Annotated in this window: 22 protein-coding genes; 13 read left to right on the forward strand and 9 right to left on the reverse strand. The window is 73.9% G+C overall.

Going from position 1 to position 20,521, the window contains the following annotated elements; genetic code table 11:
* Positions 1 to 35: 35 nt before the first annotated feature.
* A complete protein-coding gene (locus ACIQTO_RS31040; protein ID WP_402394981.1) occupies positions 36 to 992 on the forward strand; it encodes a hypothetical protein in 957 nt (318 codons plus the stop codon).
* A 152-nt stretch (positions 993 to 1,144) separates the two neighbouring features.
* Here ACIQTO_RS31040 and ACIQTO_RS31045 read toward each other — a convergent pair whose 3' ends face one another.
* On the reverse strand, positions 1,145 to 2,575 hold the full coding sequence (locus ACIQTO_RS31045; protein WP_402394984.1) for a cation:dicarboxylate symporter family transporter: 1,431 nt from the start codon (positions 2,573 to 2,575) through the stop codon (positions 1,145 to 1,147).
* A gap of 173 nt (positions 2,576 to 2,748) precedes the next feature.
* Here ACIQTO_RS31045 and ACIQTO_RS31050 point away from each other — a divergent pair, with 173 nt between their 5' ends.
* Entirely contained in the window at positions 2,749 to 4,434 is a 1,686-nt protein-coding gene (locus ACIQTO_RS31050) for an ATP-binding protein (RefSeq protein ID WP_402394987.1), read from the forward strand.
* A complete protein-coding gene (locus ACIQTO_RS31055) occupies positions 4,431 to 5,174 on the forward strand; it encodes a response regulator (RefSeq protein WP_402394990.1) in 744 nt (247 codons plus the stop codon). The genes ACIQTO_RS31050 and ACIQTO_RS31055 overlap by 4 nt, the downstream gene beginning before the upstream one ends.
* Here the strand turns inward: ACIQTO_RS31055 and ACIQTO_RS31060 are convergent.
* Genes ACIQTO_RS31060 through ACIQTO_RS31070 form a run of 3 tightly spaced genes read right to left on the reverse strand, consistent with a single transcriptional unit; the run spans position 5,155 to position 6,537 of the window.
* A complete protein-coding gene (locus tag ACIQTO_RS31060; RefSeq protein ID WP_402394992.1) occupies positions 5,155 to 5,532 on the reverse strand; it encodes a type II toxin-antitoxin system VapC family toxin in 378 nt (125 codons plus the stop codon). The two genes, ACIQTO_RS31055 and ACIQTO_RS31060, sit on opposite strands and share 20 nt — an antisense overlap.
* Positions 5,533 to 5,546: 14 nt before the next feature.
* The gene (locus tag ACIQTO_RS31065) at positions 5,547 to 5,858 is read right to left on the reverse strand and encodes a hypothetical protein (RefSeq protein WP_402394995.1); all 312 of its coding nucleotides are present in this window, start codon (positions 5,856 to 5,858) and stop codon (positions 5,547 to 5,549) included.
* Positions 5,859 to 5,886: 28 nt separating this feature from the next.
* Entirely contained in the window at positions 5,887 to 6,537 is a 651-nt protein-coding gene (locus ACIQTO_RS31070; RefSeq protein ID WP_402394998.1) for a class I SAM-dependent methyltransferase, read from the reverse strand.
* A gap of 158 nt (positions 6,538 to 6,695) precedes the next feature.
* Between ACIQTO_RS31070 and ACIQTO_RS31075 the strand changes: the two genes are divergently transcribed.
* The 3 genes from ACIQTO_RS31075 to ACIQTO_RS31085 all read left to right on the forward strand — a co-directional run bounded on the left by ACIQTO_RS31075 (position 6,696) and on the right by ACIQTO_RS31085 (position 10,541).
* Entirely contained in the window at positions 6,696 to 8,081 is a 1,386-nt protein-coding gene (locus tag ACIQTO_RS31075) for a diaminobutyrate--2-oxoglutarate transaminase (RefSeq protein WP_402395000.1), read from the forward strand.
* 89 nt (positions 8,082 to 8,170) lie between these two features.
* Positions 8,171 to 9,631 (forward strand): pyridoxal phosphate-dependent decarboxylase family protein, encoded by a 1,461-nt coding sequence (locus ACIQTO_RS31080; protein WP_402395067.1) that lies wholly within the window; start codon positions 8,171 to 8,173, stop codon positions 9,629 to 9,631.
* A 196-nt stretch (positions 9,632 to 9,827) separates the two neighbouring features.
* Entirely contained in the window at positions 9,828 to 10,541 is a 714-nt protein-coding gene (locus ACIQTO_RS31085; protein WP_402395003.1) for a cytochrome P450, read from the forward strand.
* A gap of 75 nt (positions 10,542 to 10,616) precedes the next feature.
* On the opposite strand, the gene ACIQTO_RS31090 is transcribed toward ACIQTO_RS31085, so the two are convergent.
* Positions 10,617 to 11,417 carry an inositol monophosphatase family protein gene (locus tag ACIQTO_RS31090; RefSeq protein WP_402395070.1) on the reverse strand — a complete coding sequence of 267 codons (801 nt, stop codon included), beginning with the start codon at positions 11,415 to 11,417 and terminating at the stop codon, positions 10,617 to 10,619.
* A 300-nt stretch (positions 11,418 to 11,717) separates the two neighbouring features.
* Positions 11,718 to 11,912, reverse strand: a complete 195-nt coding sequence (locus ACIQTO_RS31095) for a hypothetical protein (protein WP_402395006.1) — start codon at positions 11,910 to 11,912, stop codon at positions 11,718 to 11,720.
* Positions 11,913 to 12,453: 541 nt separating this feature from the next.
* Between ACIQTO_RS31095 and ACIQTO_RS31100 the strand changes: the two genes are divergently transcribed.
* Both ACIQTO_RS31100 and ACIQTO_RS31105 read left to right on the forward strand, forming a co-directional pair.
* Positions 12,454 to 13,062, forward strand: a complete 609-nt coding sequence (locus ACIQTO_RS31100; protein ID WP_402395008.1) for a DJ-1/PfpI family protein — start codon at positions 12,454 to 12,456, stop codon at positions 13,060 to 13,062.
* Positions 13,063 to 13,518: 456 nt separating this feature from the next.
* Positions 13,519 to 14,142 (forward strand): transposase family protein, encoded by a 624-nt coding sequence (locus ACIQTO_RS31105; RefSeq protein WP_402395010.1) that lies wholly within the window; start codon positions 13,519 to 13,521, stop codon positions 14,140 to 14,142.
* A gap of 461 nt (positions 14,143 to 14,603) precedes the next feature.
* Here ACIQTO_RS31105 and ACIQTO_RS31110 read toward each other — a convergent pair whose 3' ends face one another.
* On the reverse strand, positions 14,604 to 14,990 hold the full coding sequence (locus ACIQTO_RS31110; RefSeq protein ID WP_402395013.1) for a hypothetical protein: 387 nt from the start codon (positions 14,988 to 14,990) through the stop codon (positions 14,604 to 14,606).
* A 162-nt stretch (positions 14,991 to 15,152) separates the two neighbouring features.
* On the opposite strand from ACIQTO_RS31110, the gene ACIQTO_RS31115 reads away from it, so the two are divergent.
* The 4 genes from ACIQTO_RS31115 to ACIQTO_RS31130 all read left to right on the forward strand — a co-directional run bounded on the left by ACIQTO_RS31115 (position 15,153) and on the right by ACIQTO_RS31130 (position 18,955).
* Positions 15,153 to 15,938 carry an iron-sulfur protein gene (locus ACIQTO_RS31115; protein ID WP_402395016.1) on the forward strand — a complete coding sequence of 262 codons (786 nt, stop codon included), beginning with the start codon at positions 15,153 to 15,155 and terminating at the stop codon, positions 15,936 to 15,938.
* A 68-nt stretch (positions 15,939 to 16,006) separates the two neighbouring features.
* Entirely contained in the window at positions 16,007 to 16,408 is a 402-nt protein-coding gene (locus tag ACIQTO_RS31120; protein WP_402395018.1) for a VOC family protein, read from the forward strand.
* Between the two features lie 134 nt (positions 16,409 to 16,542).
* Entirely contained in the window at positions 16,543 to 17,310 is a 768-nt protein-coding gene (locus ACIQTO_RS31125; RefSeq protein ID WP_402395020.1) for a dienelactone hydrolase family protein, read from the forward strand.
* Positions 17,311 to 18,010: 700 nt separating this feature from the next.
* Positions 18,011 to 18,955 (forward strand): trypsin-like serine peptidase, encoded by a 945-nt coding sequence (locus tag ACIQTO_RS31130; protein ID WP_402395023.1) that lies wholly within the window; start codon positions 18,011 to 18,013, stop codon positions 18,953 to 18,955.
* An 89-nt stretch (positions 18,956 to 19,044) separates the two neighbouring features.
* Here ACIQTO_RS31130 and ACIQTO_RS31135 read toward each other — a convergent pair whose 3' ends face one another.
* Together ACIQTO_RS31135 and ACIQTO_RS31140 are read right to left on the reverse strand one after the other, a co-directional pair.
* Positions 19,045 to 19,239, reverse strand: a complete 195-nt coding sequence (locus ACIQTO_RS31135) for a DUF397 domain-containing protein (RefSeq protein ID WP_402395027.1) — start codon at positions 19,237 to 19,239, stop codon at positions 19,045 to 19,047.
* 96 nt (positions 19,240 to 19,335) lie between these two features.
* Positions 19,336 to 19,554 carry a hypothetical protein gene (locus ACIQTO_RS31140; protein WP_402395030.1) on the reverse strand — a complete coding sequence of 73 codons (219 nt, stop codon included), beginning with the start codon at positions 19,552 to 19,554 and terminating at the stop codon, positions 19,336 to 19,338.
* 161 nt (positions 19,555 to 19,715) lie between these two features.
* Between ACIQTO_RS31140 and ACIQTO_RS31145 the strand changes: the two genes are divergently transcribed.
* The gene (locus tag ACIQTO_RS31145) at positions 19,716 to 20,240 is read left to right on the forward strand and encodes a hypothetical protein (RefSeq protein ID WP_402395033.1); all 525 of its coding nucleotides are present in this window, start codon (positions 19,716 to 19,718) and stop codon (positions 20,238 to 20,240) included.
* The last annotated feature ends 281 nt before the right edge of the window (positions 20,241 to 20,521 follow it).

Genomic DNA, 20,521 nt, shown 5'->3' on the forward strand with positions numbered 1-20,521 from the left:
GCTGATGCGAGGCCCCGGCCCGTACGCTGCGCATCGTGATCACGTACGAGGAGCATCGGCTCCGCATCCTGGCCGAGGACGGCCGCTGGCCCGAGCTGCTCGGCCACTACCGGCGGGCCCGGGCCCTCGCCGCGGCACGCGACGGTGAGGTCCGGGCGGCGGCGGAGACGGCGCCGCTCGGCCACCTGATCGCGTACGCCGCGCCGCCCGAGCTGGCCGTCCGACTGTTCGACCACGACGGGGGTCCCGGCACCGCGGCCGGGCCGGCCGACCACGACGCCGGTCCGCTCTGGGAGGTGCTGGCCACCCGGCACTCCTGGCTGCGGCTGGCCCCGCTGCTCGGCCCGGCGCCGGTGCGCCGGCTGGTCGCGCACACCCGGGTCCTGATCGGCGAGGACCTCTCGTACGGGGCCGAGCCGGATCCGGAGGGCATCCCGCTGCAGTTGGAGCCCTGGGAGTCGGCCGGCTGGGGCGAGGGCGTGCGGGTCCGGGAGTACCTGCCGGCCGGTGGCTCGCGCAGCGCGCTGCTGACGCTGCCCGCCACCCGCGAGGGCCTCGGCCCGGTCCTGCTGCCCGAACGGGGCGGGAGGCTGCGCGGACAGCGCACCACCCGGACGCTGGCCGCGCTGGCGGACTGGGTGGAGGTGGTCTGCGCCCGGGGGCCGGCGCCGCAGGCCGCCGCGCTGCTGGCGCCCGGGCGGCGGGTCACCGGCGGGTACCTGCCCTTCGCGCTCGTCTACCCGGTGCTGCTCCAGGCCGGGGCGGTGGACCGGGCGCACGGGTCGGCGCAGGGCCGGTTGGCGCTGTGGCGGGCGCTCGGCGCGATGGCCGGCGCCGGTGGACCGCACCGCGCGGAGGTGAACGCCCTGGTGGCCCGGATGCGCTGCTTCACCTGGTGCGACCCGGAGGACGGGCTGCGCCACCTGCACGTCGCGGTGGAGGATCCGGCGAGCGGCCTGAGCTGGGCGGTCAGCGGATCCGACGAGCTCTGACGGGCGCCCGGCGGCGCGGCGCCGCCCGCCGGTCACGGGGCCGGCCGCCGGGGGCGGTCCCGGCCCCGAGCAGGACGGACCCCCGGCCCGGCGCCGCTCGGGGGGTTGAACGAGGCGCCGGACCGGGGGAGTGAGGGGGAGCCGCGACGGGCTCAGACGGCCGTCCTGCTCGGGGCGCCGCCCTGGGCGGGGACGGGATCCGGCCGCGGGTCCGGACCGTCGGAGGTCCCGGGGGCAGCGGCCTCCGGCGTGCCGGGCGCGCCGTGGGTGTCCACCAGCGTCCGCTCGTCGAACGGTACCGCGCCCGCCAGCACCTGCCGGGCCCGCTCCCGGTCGAACTCGCCGGTCCAGTGCCCGATCAGCACGGTGGCCACCGCGTTGCCCGCGAAGTTGGTCAGCGCCCGCGCCTCGGACATGAAGCGGTCGATGCCGACGATCAGGCCGACGCCGTCCACCAGCGCCGGCTTGTGCGACTGCAGGCCGCCCGCGAGGGTGGCCAGACCGGCGCCGGTGACCCCGGCCGCGCCCTTGCTGGCGATCACCATGAAGACCAACAGCGACAGCTGCTCGCCCACCGACATCGGCTTGTCCATCGCCTCGGAGATGAAGATCGAGGCCATCGTGAGGTAGATCGCGGTGCCGTCCAGGTTGAAGCTGTAGCCGGTCGGCACGGTGATGCCGACGACCGGACGGCTGACGCCCAGGTGCTCCATCTTGGCGATCAGCCGGGGTAGCGCGCTCTCCGAGGACGAGGTGGAGAGGATCAGCAGGAACTCGCGGCCGAGGTAGCGCAGCAGCGTGAACACGTTCACCCCGGCGACCAGCCGCAGCAGCGTGCCGAGCACCACGACGACGAAGAGCCCGCAGGTGAGGTAGAAGCCGATCATGATCACGGCGAGGCTCTTCAGGGCGGCCGTACCGGTCGCGCCGACCACCGCCGCCATCGCGCCGAACGCGCCGATCGGCGCCACCCACATGATCATCGACATGACCCGGAACACCAGCCGCTGCACGTGCTCGATCCCGCGCAGTACGGGCGCGCCGGCGGGGCCCATCGCCTGGAGGGCGAAGCCGGCCAGCAGGGCGACCAGCAGGGTCTGCAGCACCTTGCCCTCGGTGAGGGCCGAGAACATGGTGGTCGGGATCATCCCGAGCAGGAAGTCGGCGGTGGACTGGGCGCCTCCGGCGGCCGCCTGGGCGTGGCCGGACTTGGCCAGCGCGGCGGTCAGGTGCAGCCCGCCGCCGGGCTCCAGCAGGTTGCCGACCAGCAGGCCGATGGCCAGCGCCACGGTCGACATGGTGAGGAAGTAGCCGAGGGCCAGTCCGCCGACCTTGCCGACCTTCGCCGCCTTGGTCACCGAACCGATGCCCAGCACGATGGTGCAGAAGATCACCGGGCTGATCATCATCTTGATCAGATTGACGAACCCGGTCCCGATCGGCTTCAGCTCGACCGCGAACGACGGCGCGGCCAGTCCGACCGCCACGCCCGCGACCACCGCCGCGATCACCGCGAGGTAGAGGTAGTGGGTGCGGTCCCGGCGTCTGCCTCCCGCCTGCGGTCCTGCTCCGGTGATCGACATCCGCGGCTCCTTCGCCCTGCAGTCCTGGCGGCCCCGGGTGGTGGGCCGCTCCGACTATGGGCCGCGCCGTGACGGAGGTCACGTTTGCGTTCATAGAGTTCACGCCCCGCGCGGCCCCGGGCGTACCGGGCGGGGCCCGGGCCGGGGTCCGGCGGTGGTGCACACTGTCAGGCATGTCCGCGCGAACGCTCCCCTCGCCGCGCCGGCCGGTGCGCAGCCTGGCCGGACAGCTCTTCGTCGTCCAGGTGGTGATCGTCGCCGCCGTGGTGGCCGGCGGCGCCGTGCTCGCCTACCTGTTCACCGCCGACCGCACCGAGGACGCGGCCCGCCGCCAGGTCACCGCGGTCGCCCGCTCGGTGGCCGACTCCCCGTCGGTGCGCGCGGCCGTCGCCGGGCCGGACCCGACCGCCGTCCTCCAGCCCTACGCCGAGCAGGTCCGGGTGGACACCGGGGTCTCGTTCATCACCGTGATGGACACCGCGGGGGTGCGCTGGACGCACCCGCTGCCCGAGCAGATCGGCCGGACCTTCCTGGGCCACATCGACTGGGCGCTCGCGGGGGAGACCCGCAGCGAGACGTACACGGGCACGCTCGGGCCGTCGGTGCGGGTGGTCACCCCGGTGCTGGACGACCGGCACCGGGTGGTCGCGCTGGTCAGCGCGGGCATCACGGTGCAGTCCATCTCCGCGCAGCTGCGCGGACCGCTGCTCGCGCTGGTCGCGGTCGCGGTGGCCGCGCTCGCCGTCGGCGGGCTCGGCACCTACCTCGCCAACTCCCGGCTGCGGCGGCACACCCACGGCATGGGCCCGGCCGAACTCAGCCACCTCTACGAGTACCACCAGGCGACCCTGCACTCGGTGCGCGAGGGCCTGGTGCTGCTCGACCGCAAGCACCGGGTGGTGCTCTGCAACGACGCCGCCCGCGAACTCCTCGCGCTGGCGGGCGAGGTGGAGCGGCGGCCGATCGACGCGCTGGGGCTGCCGGAGGCCCTGGTGGCGGCCGTGCTCGGCGAGGAGCCGGTCCGGGACGAGGTGCAGCTGACCGCCGAGCGGGTGCTGGTGCTCAACACCTCCACCATCGGCACCGGCCTCGGCCGCGTCGTCACCCTCCGCGATCACACCGAACTGCAATCCCTCACCGGCGAGTTGGACTCGGTGAAGAGCTTCACCGAGGCGCTCGGCGCACAGGCGCACGAGGCCGCCAACCGGCTGCACGCGGTTGTCTCGCTGATCGAACTCGGGCGCCACGAGCAGGCGGTGGAGTTCGCCACCGCCGAACTCGCGCTCGCCCAGCAGCTCACCGACCGCGTCGTCGCGGCCGTCGGCGAACCGGTGCTGGCCGCCCTGCTGCTCGGCAAGGCCGCCCAGGCGGCCGAGCGGGGCGTGGAGTTGACGCTCACCGAGGACAGCCGGATCGACGACGGGGTACTGCCCCCGGACCTCGCCGCCCGCGACCTGATCACCGTGCTCGGCAACCTGGTCGACAACGCGGTGGACGCCGCGATCGCCGGCGCCGCCGACCGCCCGGACCAGCCCGAGGTCACCGTCACCGCCCGGGTCGACGGCGACCACCTGCTGCTGCGGGTCGCCGACACCGGCGCCGGGATCGACCCGGGCGCGATGGACGACGTGTTCCGGCGCGGCTGGAGCACCAAGCAGGACGGCCGCGGCCACGGCCTCGGGCTCGCCCTGGTCGCCCAGACCGCCCGGCGCAACGGCGGCACGGTCGAGGTCGGCCGGGACCGCGGCGCGGTGCTGACCGTCCGGCTGCCGCTCAGTCGCCCGCCACTGGGCTGCCCGCCGCTGAGCCGTCCGTCGCTGGGCCCGCGGCCGCCGCGGCGCGCGGAGGTGGCGTCGTGAACCGCTCCCCGGACCGGCCCGACATCGCCGTCCTGGTGGTCGAGGACGACCCGGTGGCCGCCGCCGCCCACACCCTCTACGTCCAGCGCGAACCGGGCTTCCACGCCGTCGGCACGGTGCACAGCCGCGCCGACGCGCTGCGCTTCCTGGACCGCGCCCGGGCGGCCGGCCGGCCCGTCGACCTCACCCTGCTCGACCTCTACCTGCCGGACGGGCACGGCCTGCAGCTCTGCGGCACGCTGCGCGCGGCCGGCCACACCACCGACGTCATCGCCGTCACCTCGGCCCGGGACCTCGCGATGGTCCGCCAGGCCGTCTCGGCGGGCGTCGTCCAGTACCTGCTGAAGCCGTTCGGCGCCGCCGCCCTGCACGACCGCCTGGAGCGCTACGCCCGCTACCGCGACACCCTGGGCCGCACCGGCGAGGCCACCGGCCAGGACGAGGTCGACCAGGCCCTCGCCCTGCTGCGCACCCCCGAACGCACCGCCCTCCCCAAGGGATTGAGCGCCCCCACGCTGGACACCGTCGCCGCCGTCCTGCGGGAGGCCCGCACCGGGATCTCCGCGGCGGCCGCCGGCACCGCCGCCGGGGTCTCCCGGATCACCGCCCGCCGCTACCTGGAGCACCTCGTGGACACCGGCCTCGCCGCCCGCGAACCGCAGTACGGCAACGTCGGCCGCCCGGAGCTCTGCTACCGCTGGACGGGCGGCGTGGGAGGCGTCAGACCGGGATCAGCATGATCCGCTTGTCGCAGAGCTTCGCCATGTCGTCCAGGTCGCTGGTGAGGAGCCGGACGGGTCCGGGTTGCGCCATGGCAGTGGCCGCGACGACGGCGTCGATCGCGTACTTGTGGCCATGCCGCCCGGCGGCCACGAGCAGTGCCATCGCCTGCCGAGTCACCTGCCGGGTCACCTCCTCGACATTGAGGCGGGAGACGACGAAGTCCCAACGGGGCTGTGGCTGCTGCGGATTCATCGCCTCGATCAACGTGAGCGTGCTGATGACCACCCGGGCGCCGTGAGTCTTGGCGTGGTCGATCCGCGCCATCACCAGCGGATCCTCGGCGACAGCCAGGGACAGGCCCTGGCTGTCCAGCACGAGTGCCCCCGGCGTCAGCTTGCCAGGGACTCGCTGGTCACCTGTTCGGCGAGCCACTGTGCGTACCTCCGCTCCGCTTCCTCGGCCTCGCGGGCCGCCTGGGCCCGGGCGGTTTCGGGGATCTCGCCATTGCGACGCACGTAGTCGTCGACGAGTTCGGCAAGGTGCTCGCGCTCTATCGCCTGTCTGACCGCTGCGGTGACGTAGGCGCTGAACGAGCCCTTGCCCACGCGGGCGCGGACCTCCTCGGCGACGTCCTCGGGCATGGAGACGCTGTACTTCTTCACCGGGCGCGAGGTCGGCGCGGCATCCATCTGCTCGGACATGCGGCCAGGTTACCACCGGCAGTGTCAACTACGGGTTGACCCGGGTCGCCCGTGCGAGGTAAAGCTCGTCCGTATCCGTACAGCTTTCCAGCCGCCAGCCGGTGGCGGTCAGCAGCGGGCGCAGGTTGGGCTCGGCGCGGCGGTCCTCGGGGGTGAGTTCGCGGCCGTGGCGGGCGGCCAGCGCGGCCCGGCCGATGGGCTGGAAGAGGGCGAGCGCGCCGCCGGGGCGGGTGACGCGGGCGAGTTCGCGCAGGGCGCCGTCCAGGTCGCCCAGGTGGGAGATCAGCCCGGCGGCGAAGACGGCGTCCAGGGAGGCGTCGGCCAGCGGGAGCCGGGCGCAGTCGGCGGTCAGCAGGGCGGCGGTGCCGTGGTGGCGGGCGTCGGCCACGCGCAGCATCTCGGGGGTGACGTCGGCGCCGATCACCCGGCCTTCGGGTCCGACGGCCGCGCGCAGCAGGGGGAGTGCGCGGCCGGTCCCGCAGCCGGCGTCCAGGACGCGGTCGCCCGGGCGCAGGCCGAGGGTGGCGATCGCGGCGGCGAAGCGCGGGCCGTCGTCGGGGAACTTGGCGTCCCAGTCGGCGGCGCGGGTGGCGAAGAACGCGCGGGTGCGGGCCAGTTCGGCGGCGTGCTCGGCGTCGGGAGTGCCGGGTGGGGGCGCGGGTGCGGGAGTGGGCGGCATGGGGGCGAGAGTAGCGCGCGGACCGTGACCCGCGGGCCGTTCGCTCGTTGGGCAGGCGGACGCCGCGTCACCCGCCCGGGTGGTTCTGGCCCCCCGGGGCCCGTCCGGCCAGGTCAGGGAAGTAAAGTTAGGCTTACCTAACTTATTGGGAGTTCGCCTTGACGCTCGCCGCCGTCCCCGCCCCCGGGTCCGCCGCCGTCCCCGCCCAGGCCCCGGGCGACGCCATCCTGCGCCGCCAGCGCGTCCGCGAGTCCGCCGCCCGCACCTACGCCCGGTCGTTCCCGATCGTCCCGGTGCGCGCCAACGGCATGACGGTCGAGGGCGCCGACGGCCGCCGCTACCTGGACTGCCTCTCCGGGGCCGGCACGCTCGCGCTCGGCCACAACCACCCGGTGGTGCTGGAGGCGATCCGGCGCACCCTGGACAGCGGTGCCCCGCTGCACCTGCTGGACCTCGCGACCGCCGAGAAGGACGACTTCACCACCGCCCTGTTCGAGAGCCTGCCGAAGGAGTTCGCCCGGCAGGCCCGGGTGCACTTCTGCGGCCCGGCGGGGACGGACGCCGTCGAGGCCGCGCTCAAACTGACGCAGACCGCCACCGGCCGCTCCGGCGCGCTCGCCTTCACCGGCGCCTACCACGGCATGACGGCCGGCGCCCTCGCGCTGACCGGCAACGTCGCCGTCAAGGAGCCCCTGCCGGGGGGCGGCGACGTGGTCCGGCTGCCCTACCCGTACGGCTACCGCTGCCCGTTCGGCGTCGGCGGCGAGGCGGGCACCGAGCTCGCCGCGACCTACGCCGAGCGGCTGCTGGACGACCCCTCGGGCGGTGTGGTCCGGCCCGCCGCGATGATCCTGGAGGCGGTCCAGGGCGAGGGCGGTGTCGTCCCCGCCCCCGACGACTGGCTGCGCGCGATGCGCCGGATCACCGCCGAGCGCGGCATCCCGCTGATCGTCGACGAGGTGCAGACCGGGGTCGGCCGCACCGGCGCGATGTGGGCGGTCGAGCACAGCGGGATCGTCCCGGACGCCATGGTGCTCTCCAAGGCGATCGGCGGCAGCCTGCCGCTCGCCGTCGTCGTCTACCGCGAGGAGTACGACAGTTGGCGGCCCGGCGCGCACACCGGGACCTTCCGCGGCAACACCCTCGCCATGGCGGCCGGCGCGGCCACCCTGCGGTACGTGGCCGCGAACGGCCTGGCCGAGCGGGCGGCACTGGTCGGCGCCCGGATGGCCGAGCGGCTGCGGGCGCTGGCCGGCGAACTGCCGGTGATCGGCGACGTGCGCGGCCGCGGGCTGATGCTGGGCGTCGAACTCGTCGACCCGACCGCCGAACCGGACGCCTGCGGGGCCCGCCCGGCCGCGCCCGCGCTCGCCGTCAAGGTCCGCGAGGCCTGCCTGGCCCGTGGCCTGATCGTCGAACTCGGCGGCCGGCACGACGCCGTCCTGCGGCTGCTGCCGCCGCTCACCATCACCGACGAGCAGGCGGCCGCCGTGCTCGACCGCCTCGCCGACGCCGTCGCGGCGGCCGCCGCGGAGGGACGGTGACCACCCGGGGAGGGACCGGCCACCCGGGCGCGGATCCGTCCGCCCGGCTCGCCGCCGTTCCCCGCGGCGCCCCGGCCGCCCCCGACGCGCTGGCCGGCGGCCCCGGCGGCCCGGCGGCGCTCGCCCCGCTGCTCACCGAGGTGCTGGACGCGCTGGCCGCCGGGGCCGCCCGCCGGGCCGGACCGCTGCCCGCCGGCCGGCCCGGCGAACTCGCCGCCCAGGCCGTCGCGGGGCTGGCCGAGGCGCACGGGGCGTCGGCGCTCGCCCGGCTCACCGAACTGCTCGCCCACGGGGCCGCCGACCCGGCCGACCCCGCCTGCGCGGCCCATCTGCACTGCCCGCCGCTCGCCGTCGCGGCCGCCGCCGACCTCGCCGTCAGCGCGCTGAACCCCTCGCAGGACTCCTGGGACCAGGCCCCGGCCGCGACGGCCCTGGAGACGGCGCTGCTCGCCGAACTGGCCGCGCTGGTCGGCTACGACCCGGCCGCCGCGGCCGGCGTGCTCACCTCCGGCGGCACCGAGTCCAACCTGATGGGCCTGATGCTGGCCCGTGACCAGAAGCTCGACGGCATCGTCGAGCTGGAGGGGATTCCGTCCGGCGTCGTGCCGCGGATCATCGCCTCCCGCGCCGCGCACTTCTCCGTCCAGCGCGCCGCGGCGCTGCTCGGCCTCGGCGAACGCGCCGTCGTCCCCGTCCCCGTCGACCGCGACCTGCGGATGGACCCGGACGCCCTGGCCCGCACCCTGGCCGAGGTCAGCTGGGCCGGCCAGACCCCGATCGCCGTCGTGGCCACGGCCGGCACCACCGACACCGGCGCGGTCGACCCGCTGCACACCGCCGCCGACCTCGCCGCCCGCTACGGCGCCTGGCTGCACGTCGACGCCGCGTACGGGGGCGGCGCGCTGCTCTCCGACCGCCTCGCCCCGCTGCTCGACGGCATCGCCCGTGCCGACTCCGTCTCGCTCGACTGGCACAAGCTCGGCTGGCAGCCCGCCGCCGCCGGGATCTTCCTGGTCCGCCGCGCCGAGACCTACGTCTCGCTCGCCCGGCGCGCGGAGTACCTCAATCCGGCCGACGACGAACAGGCCGGCTACCCCAGCCTGTTGGGCCGCTCGCTGCGCACCACCCGGCGGGCCGACGCCTTCAAGATCGCCGTCACGCTGCGCACCCTCGGCCGCGCCGGGCTCGGCCGGCTGGTCGACGCCTGCCACCAGCTGGCACTGGACGCCGCCGAGGCCGTCCGGGCCGAGCCCGAGCTGGAGCTGCACGCCGAACCCCTCCTGACCACCGTGCTGTTCCGCTACCGCCCGCCGAGCCGTCCGGAGGTGACGGCGGCCGACCGGGCGGCCGTCGACGCGGTCAACGGCGAGCTGCGCCGGACCCTGCTGCGCACCGGGCGCGCCGTCGTCGGCCGGACCGAACTGCCGGGCGAGGGCCCCGGCCGGGTCCGGCTGAAGCTGACCCTGCTCAATCCGCACACCACCGCCGCCGAGGTCGGCGCCCTGCTGCGCCGGGTGGTCCGGACCGGCCGGGACATCGCGGCCGACTAGACCGCGCGCCCGAGCCCTGCCGATGCCAAGACAAAGCCCTTTTCACGGGCGGACATTGGAGGAAGGCACACTGGCGTGACATGCTGTCCGGGGGATATTCGGCCGCCCCCGGAAAGCCTCCGTGGACATACCTTTCCGGAGGACGGGCAGGCCGAGCAGGCGGCAGTGCAGGCCCGTCGAGGACTGGCGGCGGCTGATGGCGGGCATCGACGTCGCCTTCCTGACCAGCCCGGTGCCGTTCGAGGGCTCCGCGCCCAACTGGTACAAGGACCTCGCCTACCTGCGGGAGCGGCTCGTCGCCGACCCGGCGCCGACGGAGGGCCTGCTCGGCCGGTTCGCCGCACTGCGGCGCGCCCCGGACGTCTCGGAGCGGGTCGGCGACGAGCTGTTGGCCACCGTCGCGCTCTCGCTGTTCGGCGCGGGCGCCGTCTCCACCTCCGCGTTCCTGCTGGACGCCGTCATCCGGCTGGTCCGCCGGCCGGAGCTGGCCGACCGGCTGCGCCGGGAACCGGCCGCGATCGGGCGGGCGGTGGACGAGCTGTTGCGGGTCAACCTGTCGATCGGCGACGCGCTGCCCCGGATCGCGCTGGCGGACGTGCGGGTCGGCGAGGTACTGGTGAGGGCGGGGGAGCTGGTGCTGGTCCTGGTCGAGGGGGCCAACCACGACCCGGCCGTCTTCCCGGACCCGGAGCGGATCGACCTCGACCGGGCCGACAACCCGCATCTGGCCTTCGGCGCGGGCCGGCACTTCTGCCCGGCCTCGGCGCTCGGCCGAACGCACGCCGAGATCGCGATCACGGCGCTGGTCGAGCGTCTGCCGGGCCTGCGGCTCGCCCTGCCGGTCGAGCAGTTGGCCTGGCGGCCCGGCTTCATCAAGCGCCTGCCGGAGCGGCTCCCGGTCCTCTGGTAGCGGGTCACCGCCCGGCGGCCGGGCGCCGGCCCGCTACCGGCGGCCCGCTACCGCCGGGTCGCTACCGCCGGGTCGCTACCGGCCGAGCAGGACGGCGCGGGTGCGCTCCCAGCTCTCCGGGTCGGCGGCGACCAGCAGACCGTCCTCGCAGCCCGGGGCCTCCGGCCGGTAGGGGCTGCCGTCGAGCCGGGCGGAGACCCCGCCGGCCTCGGTGACCAGCAACGATCCGGGCGCGTGGTCCCAGGGCAGGGTGCGCCAGTAGAGGATGAAGTCCAGCGCGCCCTCGGCGATGTCCGGGTACTCGACCCCGGCGGCGTTCCGGCCGGGGGTGATCTCGCCGAAGCCGTCCGCCGCGTTCTCCTCCAGCGTCCGGCGCAGCTCCGGCTCCAGGAAGCGGCTCTTCAGCGCGCCGCGCCACTCGGCCGGCCCGCCGGCCGCGGGCGTCCGGGTCAGGCGGTGGCCGTTGCGCCAGGCGCCGGAGCCCAGCTCGGCGGTGTAGCTGGTGGCGGTGGCCGGCTGCCAGATCCAGGAGGCGACGGTCTGCCCGGAGCGGACCAGCGAGGTCATCACGGCGTAGTCGGGGCGGCCGGCGATGAAGTTCGAGGTGCCGTCCACCGGGTCGACCAGCCAGACGGCGGGCTCGGAGTGCAGTGCCCGCGCGAGGTCCGGATCGGCGGCGACGGCCTCCTCGCCGACCACCGGGACGGGCAGCAGCTCGCGCAGCCGTCGCCCGATGATCACCTCGGCCTCGCGGTCGGCCACGGTCACGACCTCGCCGGGGGCCTTCTCCATCACCTCGCCGGCGGCCAGCGCGCGGAACCGCGGCTCCACCACCTCGGCAGACGCCTCGGCGAGAATCTCCGCCACCCTGTCCATCAGCACGTTGCGCGCTCCCTTCGCTGGCTACCACTTTCGCACGTCAGTGCGGTCCGGACCTTCGCCAGCCCCTGGAACGCGCGTCGGCCGGGCCCCGCCGAGGGTCGGCACGCCGCCGTCAGCCGTCAGCCGCCGGCCCCCGTCCAGCTCCTCGTCCGGGTGCTCGTCCCGGTCCGTGCCCGGCTCCTCCCCGTCCAGGCGCTCGTCCAGGTAGTGGAAGCCCGGCCGGGGGTGCATGAGGAACTCGTGGTGCGACAAATGTTGTTAGGGGTCTACCTGAGGTGCGCTGAACGTCGCAGGTCAGCCGCTATGCCGGTCGTCAGGGCTGGGCAGGAATGCCAGCGTGTCCGCCAAGGAGCCACGCAGCTGCAGGATCATCCCCACGAGTGAGGCGTTGCCTGCGGTGGCAAGGTTCATCTCGTCGGCTGCGGCGAGGTTTGCGATTGCGAGTCGGATGCGCTCGATGTCGGCAGGGGAGAGGTCGGGCTGAGTCACGGTGGTTCCTGTGGGCATGCGCCGGTGCGCCGGCTGCGAGTGTTCGATTCCTGGCGGTCCTGCCGGCGCTGGCCGGGCCATACCGTTGCATATCTGCTGCTTGTTCGGCTACGGCCGTTACTGAGTGGTGATGGAATGTTCGAATTGGAAGCATATGGGCGCGTGGGCGAGTCGGGCATATTCTGACATTTACCCTGCCAGATTGCTGCAGACCTGCTGCTGACACCAGGCCATGATCACGGCAACGCAGCCAGATGTGCCGCCCTCCGATACCCCTGCCCGGCTCCACCACCTCCGACTCCAGGTAGGCCGTCGGATCATGGTCATCCGGCGAGAGCAAGACCTCTCGCAGGAGGACTTACGAGGATGAGCACGATTGAGCTCGGGGCGTTCAGCTGGCGGTCGGCCATGGACGAGGTCGGTGCTGGAGGTCTGGGACTGCGAGAGCAGTGGCAGGCAGCCACCAGCCGCCGATTGGCCCGTGACTCGGGCTCGGCGCATTTGAGAGGCTTGATGCCCGGACGTCATTGAGGGAGTTGCGATGCAGGTAGCCGTGGTCACCTTCGACGGGTTCAACGAGCTCGACAGTTTCATCGCTTCAGCGCTGATCAACCGGTGTCGCAAAGACGGCCTGGAGGCCTTCATCACTACACCCGTGCCCGTGGTCACGTCGATGAACGGAGTCGAGGTGACCGGGCAGCGTCCGATGGAGTTCGTCACCGAGGCTGACGTTGTGCTGATCGGCAGCGGAGTGAAGACGCGCGATGTGGTCGCCAACAACCGGATGCTCGCCATGCTGCGGCTCGAGCCGTCGCGGCAGCTGATCGGTTCGCAGTGCTCCGGCGCGCTGGTGCTTGCACGACTCGGTTTGCTGGATGGGATGCCGGCCTGCACGGACATGACGAGCCGGCCCTACGTCGAGGCCTGCGACGTTACTGTGCTGGACGCACCGTTCCACGCAGTGGGGAACATCGCCACGGCGGGCGGTTGCCTGGCATCGCAGTATCTTGCCGCGTGGGTGATCACCCGGGTGCTCGGTGAGGAAGCCGCGCGCGGCGCTATCGGCTACGCGGCTCCGGTCGGCGAAGTCCAGGAGACTGTCGAGCGCGTGATGGGTGTCCTTCACGCAGGCGAGGTCGCACTGCGCTGACACCCGCGACCAGCCCTCTGGCTCACTGACAGTTACAGCGACGAGAGCGAAAGCGCGTTGAGGCTGTGGGCTTGTCACAGGGCTGCGCGATCATGACGGGGTGCTTACGCCTGGTTGGGCCCGCGCGGCCCTCTCGCAGCCTGTCTTCACCGGCGTCTCCCGTCAGCATCTGGCGGAGCTGATCGCCGAGTTGGCCGAGCCGTGGTTGGCGCTGCGGGACAGTGCGCTGTCCGGACGCCGGGTCCACGACCGGCTGCGTGCGGCCGGCGCCGGACCAGACCATGATCTCGTGTTCGTCGACCGGGTCATAGCGACGCTGGTCGTGCTGCGGTTCCAACTGCCGCATCAGGCGCTGGCCGAGCTGTACCAGACGAGCCGGTTCACGATCGCCGAGCCGTGCGGGAGATCCGCGGCCTGCTGGCCGCCCGCAGGTTCGCCGTCCCGGACCGTTCCGGGGTGCGCCTGCGGACGTTGGAGGACGTGTTCGCCTTTGCCGAGGCCGAAGGGGTCACGCTGCGGATCGACGGCACCGAGGGTCAGGTCCGCCGTCCGAAGGCGCACCGACCCGGTCGCAAGGCTTACATCTCGGGGAAGAAGAAGCAGAACACGTTGAAAGCCGTGGTGATCAGCGACGGGCAGGGCCGATGCCTGTGGCTCGGTGCCATCCGGCCCGGCCGGATGCACGACGTCACCCAGGTCCGTACTGAAGGCATTGAGGAACAGCTGCGGCTGCACCCGAACGTCCGCGCCGAGGTCGACTCCGGCTACACCGGCCTGGCCCGCGACTTCCCCGGCCAGGTCAGCGCCCCGCCAAAGAAACCCGGGCAGGACGCCGGGCCCGGCGAGCGCAACCTCTACGCCAACACGCGGCACCGCCAATCCCAACGGCGGATCATGGTCGAGCACGCCATCGCCGAGCCGAAGCAGTGGAGGTCCTTGCAACGCTGGACCGGCCAACGCCAGGACCTCCCAGAGGTCATGGCAGCGATCGGCGGCCTGGTCTCCGACCGGGCCGCGAAACGAGCCACCGTCCACATGCCCAGCACCGACCTCGTCCTCGCCCGCGCGACCGCCTGCTGAACGACCCCGAGCCGAATCGCCAGGCCAGCACGCCCCGAGCTCAATCGTGCTCGTACTCGTAAGGCTGGCCGGTCGGGTCGGGGACGGACATGCCCAGGGCGCGGGCGATGGCCGTGAGGACGGTGGAGGTGGCTTGCCGGTGGTCTGCTCGTCCATGCCGAACTTACCGCTCCTGGCCCGGACTTGCGGTCGTCGTGGTCCGGCGGGTTGGGTGGCGTCATGACTCGTGTGCTGTATCTGCCGGGCTCTGCTGCTCCTCCTGTGCTGTCTTACCCGTCTGTGGTTCGGGACGCGCAGGCCCGGGGGTTGGGTGAGGGCGGCTTCGTCCCGAATCCGCCGGGGACTGGGAATTCGGCGACGTATCCGTGGGCGGCGGCGCTTGATGTGGTGGGCGTCAGCTGACCCCGGGGCGCGACGAAGCGCCCCCGCCCCCGCCCAGCTATGTGCTGGGCGGGGGCGTTCTACTCGATGCTGTACGGGATCAGCACGTCCGGCACTGGCTCGTCCTGCAACCCGGAGCGCCGCAGAGTCCTGGACTGCTGCCGCACGATTCGCATCGCCATCCGAACCAGCTGCGTCAACGTCGTGACCCGCTCCGTCTGCTGCTCCACCAGATCAGTCAGATGATCGACCTTGGACTCCAGGCCAGAGATGCGGCCACTGAAGTGCTGCCAGATCTCGGGGCTGGCCTGTAGCTCGTCGTGCCCAGGTACCTGAGGAACCTCCGACGGTGCGGTCGACTCCAAAGAGCGGCGAGGCGTCGACACCCGAGCCACCAGAACAGACCCGATCACACCCGTCACCGCGATCACCACACCGAGCACCGTGCCCGCCCCGTCGCCGCCCACGCTGTCCCCTCTCGCACTGGCACGCCCGACGGCGCCGGCCCGTCACCTCCGCCACCACGACGAGCAGTAGGACTGGGGCGATCAGCAGCGGGCGCACCGCGTATAAGGTGAGCCTCACCTTAGTCGATCTCGGGAGTGCCGATGATCTTGGGGGCCACGCCCATGCCCGCCGCCCCATGCGCCCCATGTCCGCTCCACGCGGACTACCGGCTGCTGCTGAATCTCTGCCCGGCCCTGCGGGTCGACGTCCTGGGGGACGGCGATCCGACCCCCTCGCGCGCCCAAGGCTGGTACTCCGCGGCCGAACTGGCGGCCGATCCGATCGCGCTCGCCGACGCGCTGGCCGGGGAGGAGGCGCGGATCACCGCCGAACACGGCAGCGCCCCACGCCCCCACGTCACCGCGTCCCGACTGCTGCACCACTACCTCTGGTCGGTCTGCGTCCTGATCGCCGGCCCCTGGTACCTCGCCCGCCGGGTGCCCGTCATCGACCGGACGGACCTCTGGCTGCACGCCCCCACCGGCGCCCTCGCGCTGCGCCCGCGCGCCCACACCACCCTCCCGGGCGACGACGAGCTGCGCGCCGAGCTGCGGGCCGGCGTCGTCGCCCACGTGGAGCCGCTGCTCACCGCCTTCTCCGGCGCGACCCGGCGCGGCACCCGGGCCCTGTGGGGCATGGTGACGGACGATCTGGCCTCCGCCGTCTGGTACCTCGGCCGGATGCTCGGCGAGGAGACCGCCGCCGTGGCCGCCGCCGAGGCCGTGCTGCCCGGCGCCACCCAGCCGCTGCCCGGCGCCGCCGGCTTCCGGCTGCTGCACGGCGAGGACGGTCGCAGCCACCCGACCCGCACCCGGCTCGGCTGCTGCCTCTACTACGCGATCCGGCCGGACTCCGCCTGCATCACCTGCCCCCGGACCTCGGACGAGGAGCGGCTGCGGCGGCTCTGAGGCCGGGGCCGAGGTACCGGCGGCGGCCCGTCGGTCGCCGGGTACGCTCGCCGGGTACGCTCGCCCGCATGATCAACTCGACGATGCGGGTGCGCCTCGCCCGCCCCTCCCGGAACCTCGCCGCCGCCGAGCGGTTCTACGTCGACGGCCTGGGGCTCGACATCCTCTGGCGCACCACCGAACGCGTCCCCGGCGAGCACGACCTGCTCATGGTCGGCCCGGCCGGCGGCAGCTGGCACTTCGAGCTCACCCACGACCCGGAGCACCCGCTGGAGCCGACGCCGACCGTCGACGACCTCTTCGTCGTCTACCTGGGCGCACCGGTCGACGAGGCCGCCGTGGCCCGGCTGGAGGCGGCCGGCGGCACCCGGGTCGCCGCGCACAACCCCTACTGGGACGAGTTCGGCGTGACCGTCGCCGACCCGGACGGGTACCGGCTGGTGCTCTGCAGCCGCAGCTGGGGCGCCTGACCCGCGGCTCGCCCCGGGACGTGGCGCGGAGCCGGTCCCGGGGCCCGGCGGCCGTCCTGGCGCCATGTCATACCCGGCGCACGATCGGTAGCCTGCGGGGCGAGGACCGCACGACGAGCTGAGGAGCACCCATCGTGAGCACCCCCGTGCGTGGCACCGCCGTGGACATCCCGACGGACGACGGCGTCGCCGACGCCTACCTGGCCCACCCGGACGACGGCCGCGCCCACCCCGCCGTCCTGCTGTACATGAACGCGTTCGGGCTGCGCCCGTTCCTGGAGTCGATGGCGGACCGGATCGCGGCCGAGGGCTACACCGTGCTGCTGCCCAACGTGTTCTACCGGCAGGGCCGCGCGCCGCTGGTCGAGCTGCCCGAACCGCCCGCGCTGATCGACCCGGGCACGGATCCCGTCCTGCTCGACCGGCTGGGCACGCTCATGCGGTCGCACACCGCCGAGGACGCGGTGCGCGACGCCGACGCCTACCTCCGCTGGCTGGCCGGCTCCCCGCTGACCGTCGACGGGCCGGTCGGCATCACGGGCTACTGCCTCGGCGCCATCCTGGCGCTGCGCACGGCCGCCGCCCACCCGGACCGCGTCGCGGTGGCGGCGGGCTTCCACGGCGGCCTGCTCGCCACCGAGGCCGCGGACAGCCCGCACCTGGCCGCCCACCGGGTCACCGCCGAGCTGTACTTCGGTCACGCCGACCAGGACCCGTCGCTGCCCGCCGAGCAGATCGAGCTCCTGGCGAAGACCCTGACGGAGGCCGGCGTCCGCCACACCTGCGAGGTGTACGAGGGCGCGCCGCACGGCTTCACCCAGGCCGACTCCACCGCGTACCACGCCGAGGCGGACGCCCGGCACTGGGCGGTGCTCCTGCCGCTGCTGAAGCGCGCGCTCTGACGCGGGGTGCCCCCGGAGTGGGAAGTCGGCCACGTCGACTTCCCACTCCGGGAGTGCCGTTGTGCTCCGGCAAGGGCTCCTGGTGGGTCCGGAGGGCGGCCCATTCGCCGGGGAACCGTACCCGCTCCGCCGCCACGGTCCTCCCCGATCTCGACCGCGCGGGCGACACCGTCCACGTCATGAACCCCGGCCGGCTCCTCGGTACTCGGCCGTCTTCTCCTGCGGCCTCCGGCGATTCGCCGGGCCCGCCCGGCAGCGCCGCCGGGCGGCCCCGCACCCGGGGCCACCGATAGGGCCGATCGGCGGCCCGACCGCACACCGAAGCACGCCGCCGACCGACGCCCACGGGAAGGTCGCCGGGCGGATGTCTCCGGCAGGGCCGGTGAGCGGTGGTGGTTCCCGGTGCGGACCCTCGCGGCCGATACACGAACGAGACGCTCTTCGCGGGATCGGGACGATCTCGATGGACGGATGAAACGCCCTCCTGACCGGACCCTGACGTCGCGTCCCTAGCGTGCCAGGCATGTCGAAGACACCGAGCAGGACCCATGGCCGCGACGACCGGATCCGCGGCGCAACGTGCGCCCGAGCCGCCCTGACGGCAGCCGTGCTGGTCACGTGCCTCGCGCTCGCCACGCCCGCGGGGGCCACCGGGGGGCCGGGTGCCGCGCCGACGGACGGGGCCGCCGCCACGCAGCCCATGACCACGCAGCCCATCACCACGCACGCCGGCGCCACGACCGCGCAGGAGCGCGGCCGGATCGACGCCTACTGGACTCCCGACCGGATGAGGATGGCCGGCGCGATGGTCCCCGAGATCACCCCCGTCCCCGAGGACGACAACACGCCGGACGACCCGCGGCCGCTCCCCGCGAACACCCCGGACCCCGGGGCCGTGTGGACGCACGGCGGGGCGGTGAACCAGAGCGTCGGCCGGCTCTTCTTCACCTTCGACGACGGCTACGACGGCAGTTGCACCGCCACGGTCGTCACCAGCGCGAACCGCAGCACCGTCATCACGGCGGCGCACTGTCTGCGGGCCATCGGGAATCCCGCCGCCGACGACACCTGGAGGAAGAACCTCTACTTCGTGCCCGGATACCGCAACGGAACCAAGCCGCTCGGCGGCTTCACCATCAAGAACATGGCCACTCCCTCCCGCTGGGACGCCGACCCGAGCACGACCTCCTTGGACGACGTCGCTCTCGGCGGCCACGACACGGGAATCCTCGTGGCGAATCCGTCGGCCGGGGGGCGACGGATCGCGGACGTCACGGGAAGCCAGCGGATCGCGTTCACCAAGCCCGTGCAGGGCGAGTTCGTCCACACCTTCGGGTACCCGAAGGACCGGCTCAACAACTCCGCGGCCAAGTACGCCGGTTCGCGCATGATCCACTGTGCCGGACCGGCGCAGCCCGGGCCCAAGGCCCCGCTGCTGTGGGGCGAGGCCTGTGACATGGGGCACGGCGCGAGCGGAGGCCCCCACCTCGCCCAGTTCGACCCCCGGACCGGCGTCGGCACCGTCGTCGGCGTCACCACCACCACCGACGAACTCGCGGGCGGGCAGACCGCGACGCTCTACGCCACCCGCCTGGGCGACAGCGCCCACCGCCTCTACGACTGGGCGCAGAGCCGCCCGGTATGACCCGCGCCGACCTCGCCGGCTGAACCCGGCGGGGAGGCTGAGCAGGCCCCGCCGCCCCGCGATCGGGGGCGGCGGGGCCTGACGGTGGCTCAGATGCTGCCGAACTCGCCCGCGTGGACGGCGGCGACGAAGGACGGCCAGGCGTCGGCGGGGAAGAGGAGGGCGGGGCCGCTCGGGTCCTTCGAGTCGCGGACGGGGCCGTCTGCCGGCTCGGCTGCCTCGTCCTCCCGCGCGATCCGAGCGGTCACGCCCTGCTCGTCGACCCGGACCACCTGGACGGCCATCAGCTCCCGGGTGGCGCCGCCGACCGCGACGAGCCCCCCGCATCTGGCGGCCGCCCGCCATCTCCACGCCAAGACCGGCCTGTGCCGGCGTCCGAATCAGTTGCTCGCCGTCGACTTCATCCCCGCCGACCGCGACGTGGAGCGGTTGAACCCGGGTTCGACGGTGGGGTCGTCACCGACCGCGACGCCCGGCGGCTGACCGTCCCGGCCCGGCGCCGCAGCGGCCTGCACGGTGCCCGGTTCGCCGACCCGGCCCGCCTGTCCACGCTCATGAGCCCCGCCCAGAACGCTCGCGTCCAGCAGGCGCTCGCCCATCCGGGGCGGGCCCTTCCGCTCCTCGCCCACGGTCGGCGCGCGGCCTGACCGCCCGTTCCTGATCGGTCGGGCGGGGTCAACCGTCGTGCCATTCGGGTACGTTGGCCCCGTCACGGTCGGCGCCGGGGAGGGGTGGAGTCGTGCGGCGAGGCGAGCGGTGGGTGTTCAGTGCCGTCGTCCTGCTGGTCGGGGTGGCGGTGCTGGCCGGGACGTTCTGGCTGGTGTGGTGCCTGGCGGGTGTGCGCCTGGTGGCGGCGGCCGGCATCGGTCCCGTCGACGGCGTGGTGGCCGTCTCCAGGTGCTACGGGACGACGGACCTCGAGGGCAACGCCACCGGCATCGACTGCCAGGGCTGGTACACGCCGGCCGGCGCGGCCCGGGCCGAGCGGACGATCACCTTGAGCGATGCCAAGAAGTCCTACCCCACCGGCCACGAGGTCGGCGTTCGGCTGGCGGCCGGTCGCGCCTTCGAGGACTCGCCGTCCACGGTGTTCGAGTACGGCATCTTCGCGGTCATCCTGCTCGCCATGGGCGGGGCGCTGGCGGGCTGGCTGTTCAGCTCGGCGTGGCGCGGCGAGGCGGGGGCCGACGGCTTCATGGTGTTCTGTCTTGCCCCGCTCGCCGCGGTGGTGGGCGCCGTACCGGTCCTGCTGGTCGTCGTCGGGCTGCGCGCGCTGTTCCGCTGAGCAGGGGAGTGCCGCCACTGCCCGAGCCCCGGTGGCCGGGCGTCAGCCGGTGGCCTCCCGGATGAGGACGTCGCCCGTGAACGCGCCGCTCCCCAGCGCCCCGCCGCTGTTGAACGCCTTGACGGTGATGAGGCCGACCCGACCGCTCGCCGTCCGTACGCAGAGCCGGGTGCCTTCCTCGACGGGGAGGTTGTCCGTGCCGTTCGCCTTGAGCCGGTTGACGCAGTCCTGGCGGCGGGGTTGCCCGAGGCCTCGTACAGGGCCAGACCCGGGCCCCGGTT

Source organism: Kitasatospora sp. NPDC091207 (assembly GCF_044768625.1).
Taxonomy (GTDB): domain Bacteria; phylum Actinomycetota; class Actinomycetes; order Streptomycetales; family Streptomycetaceae; genus Kitasatospora.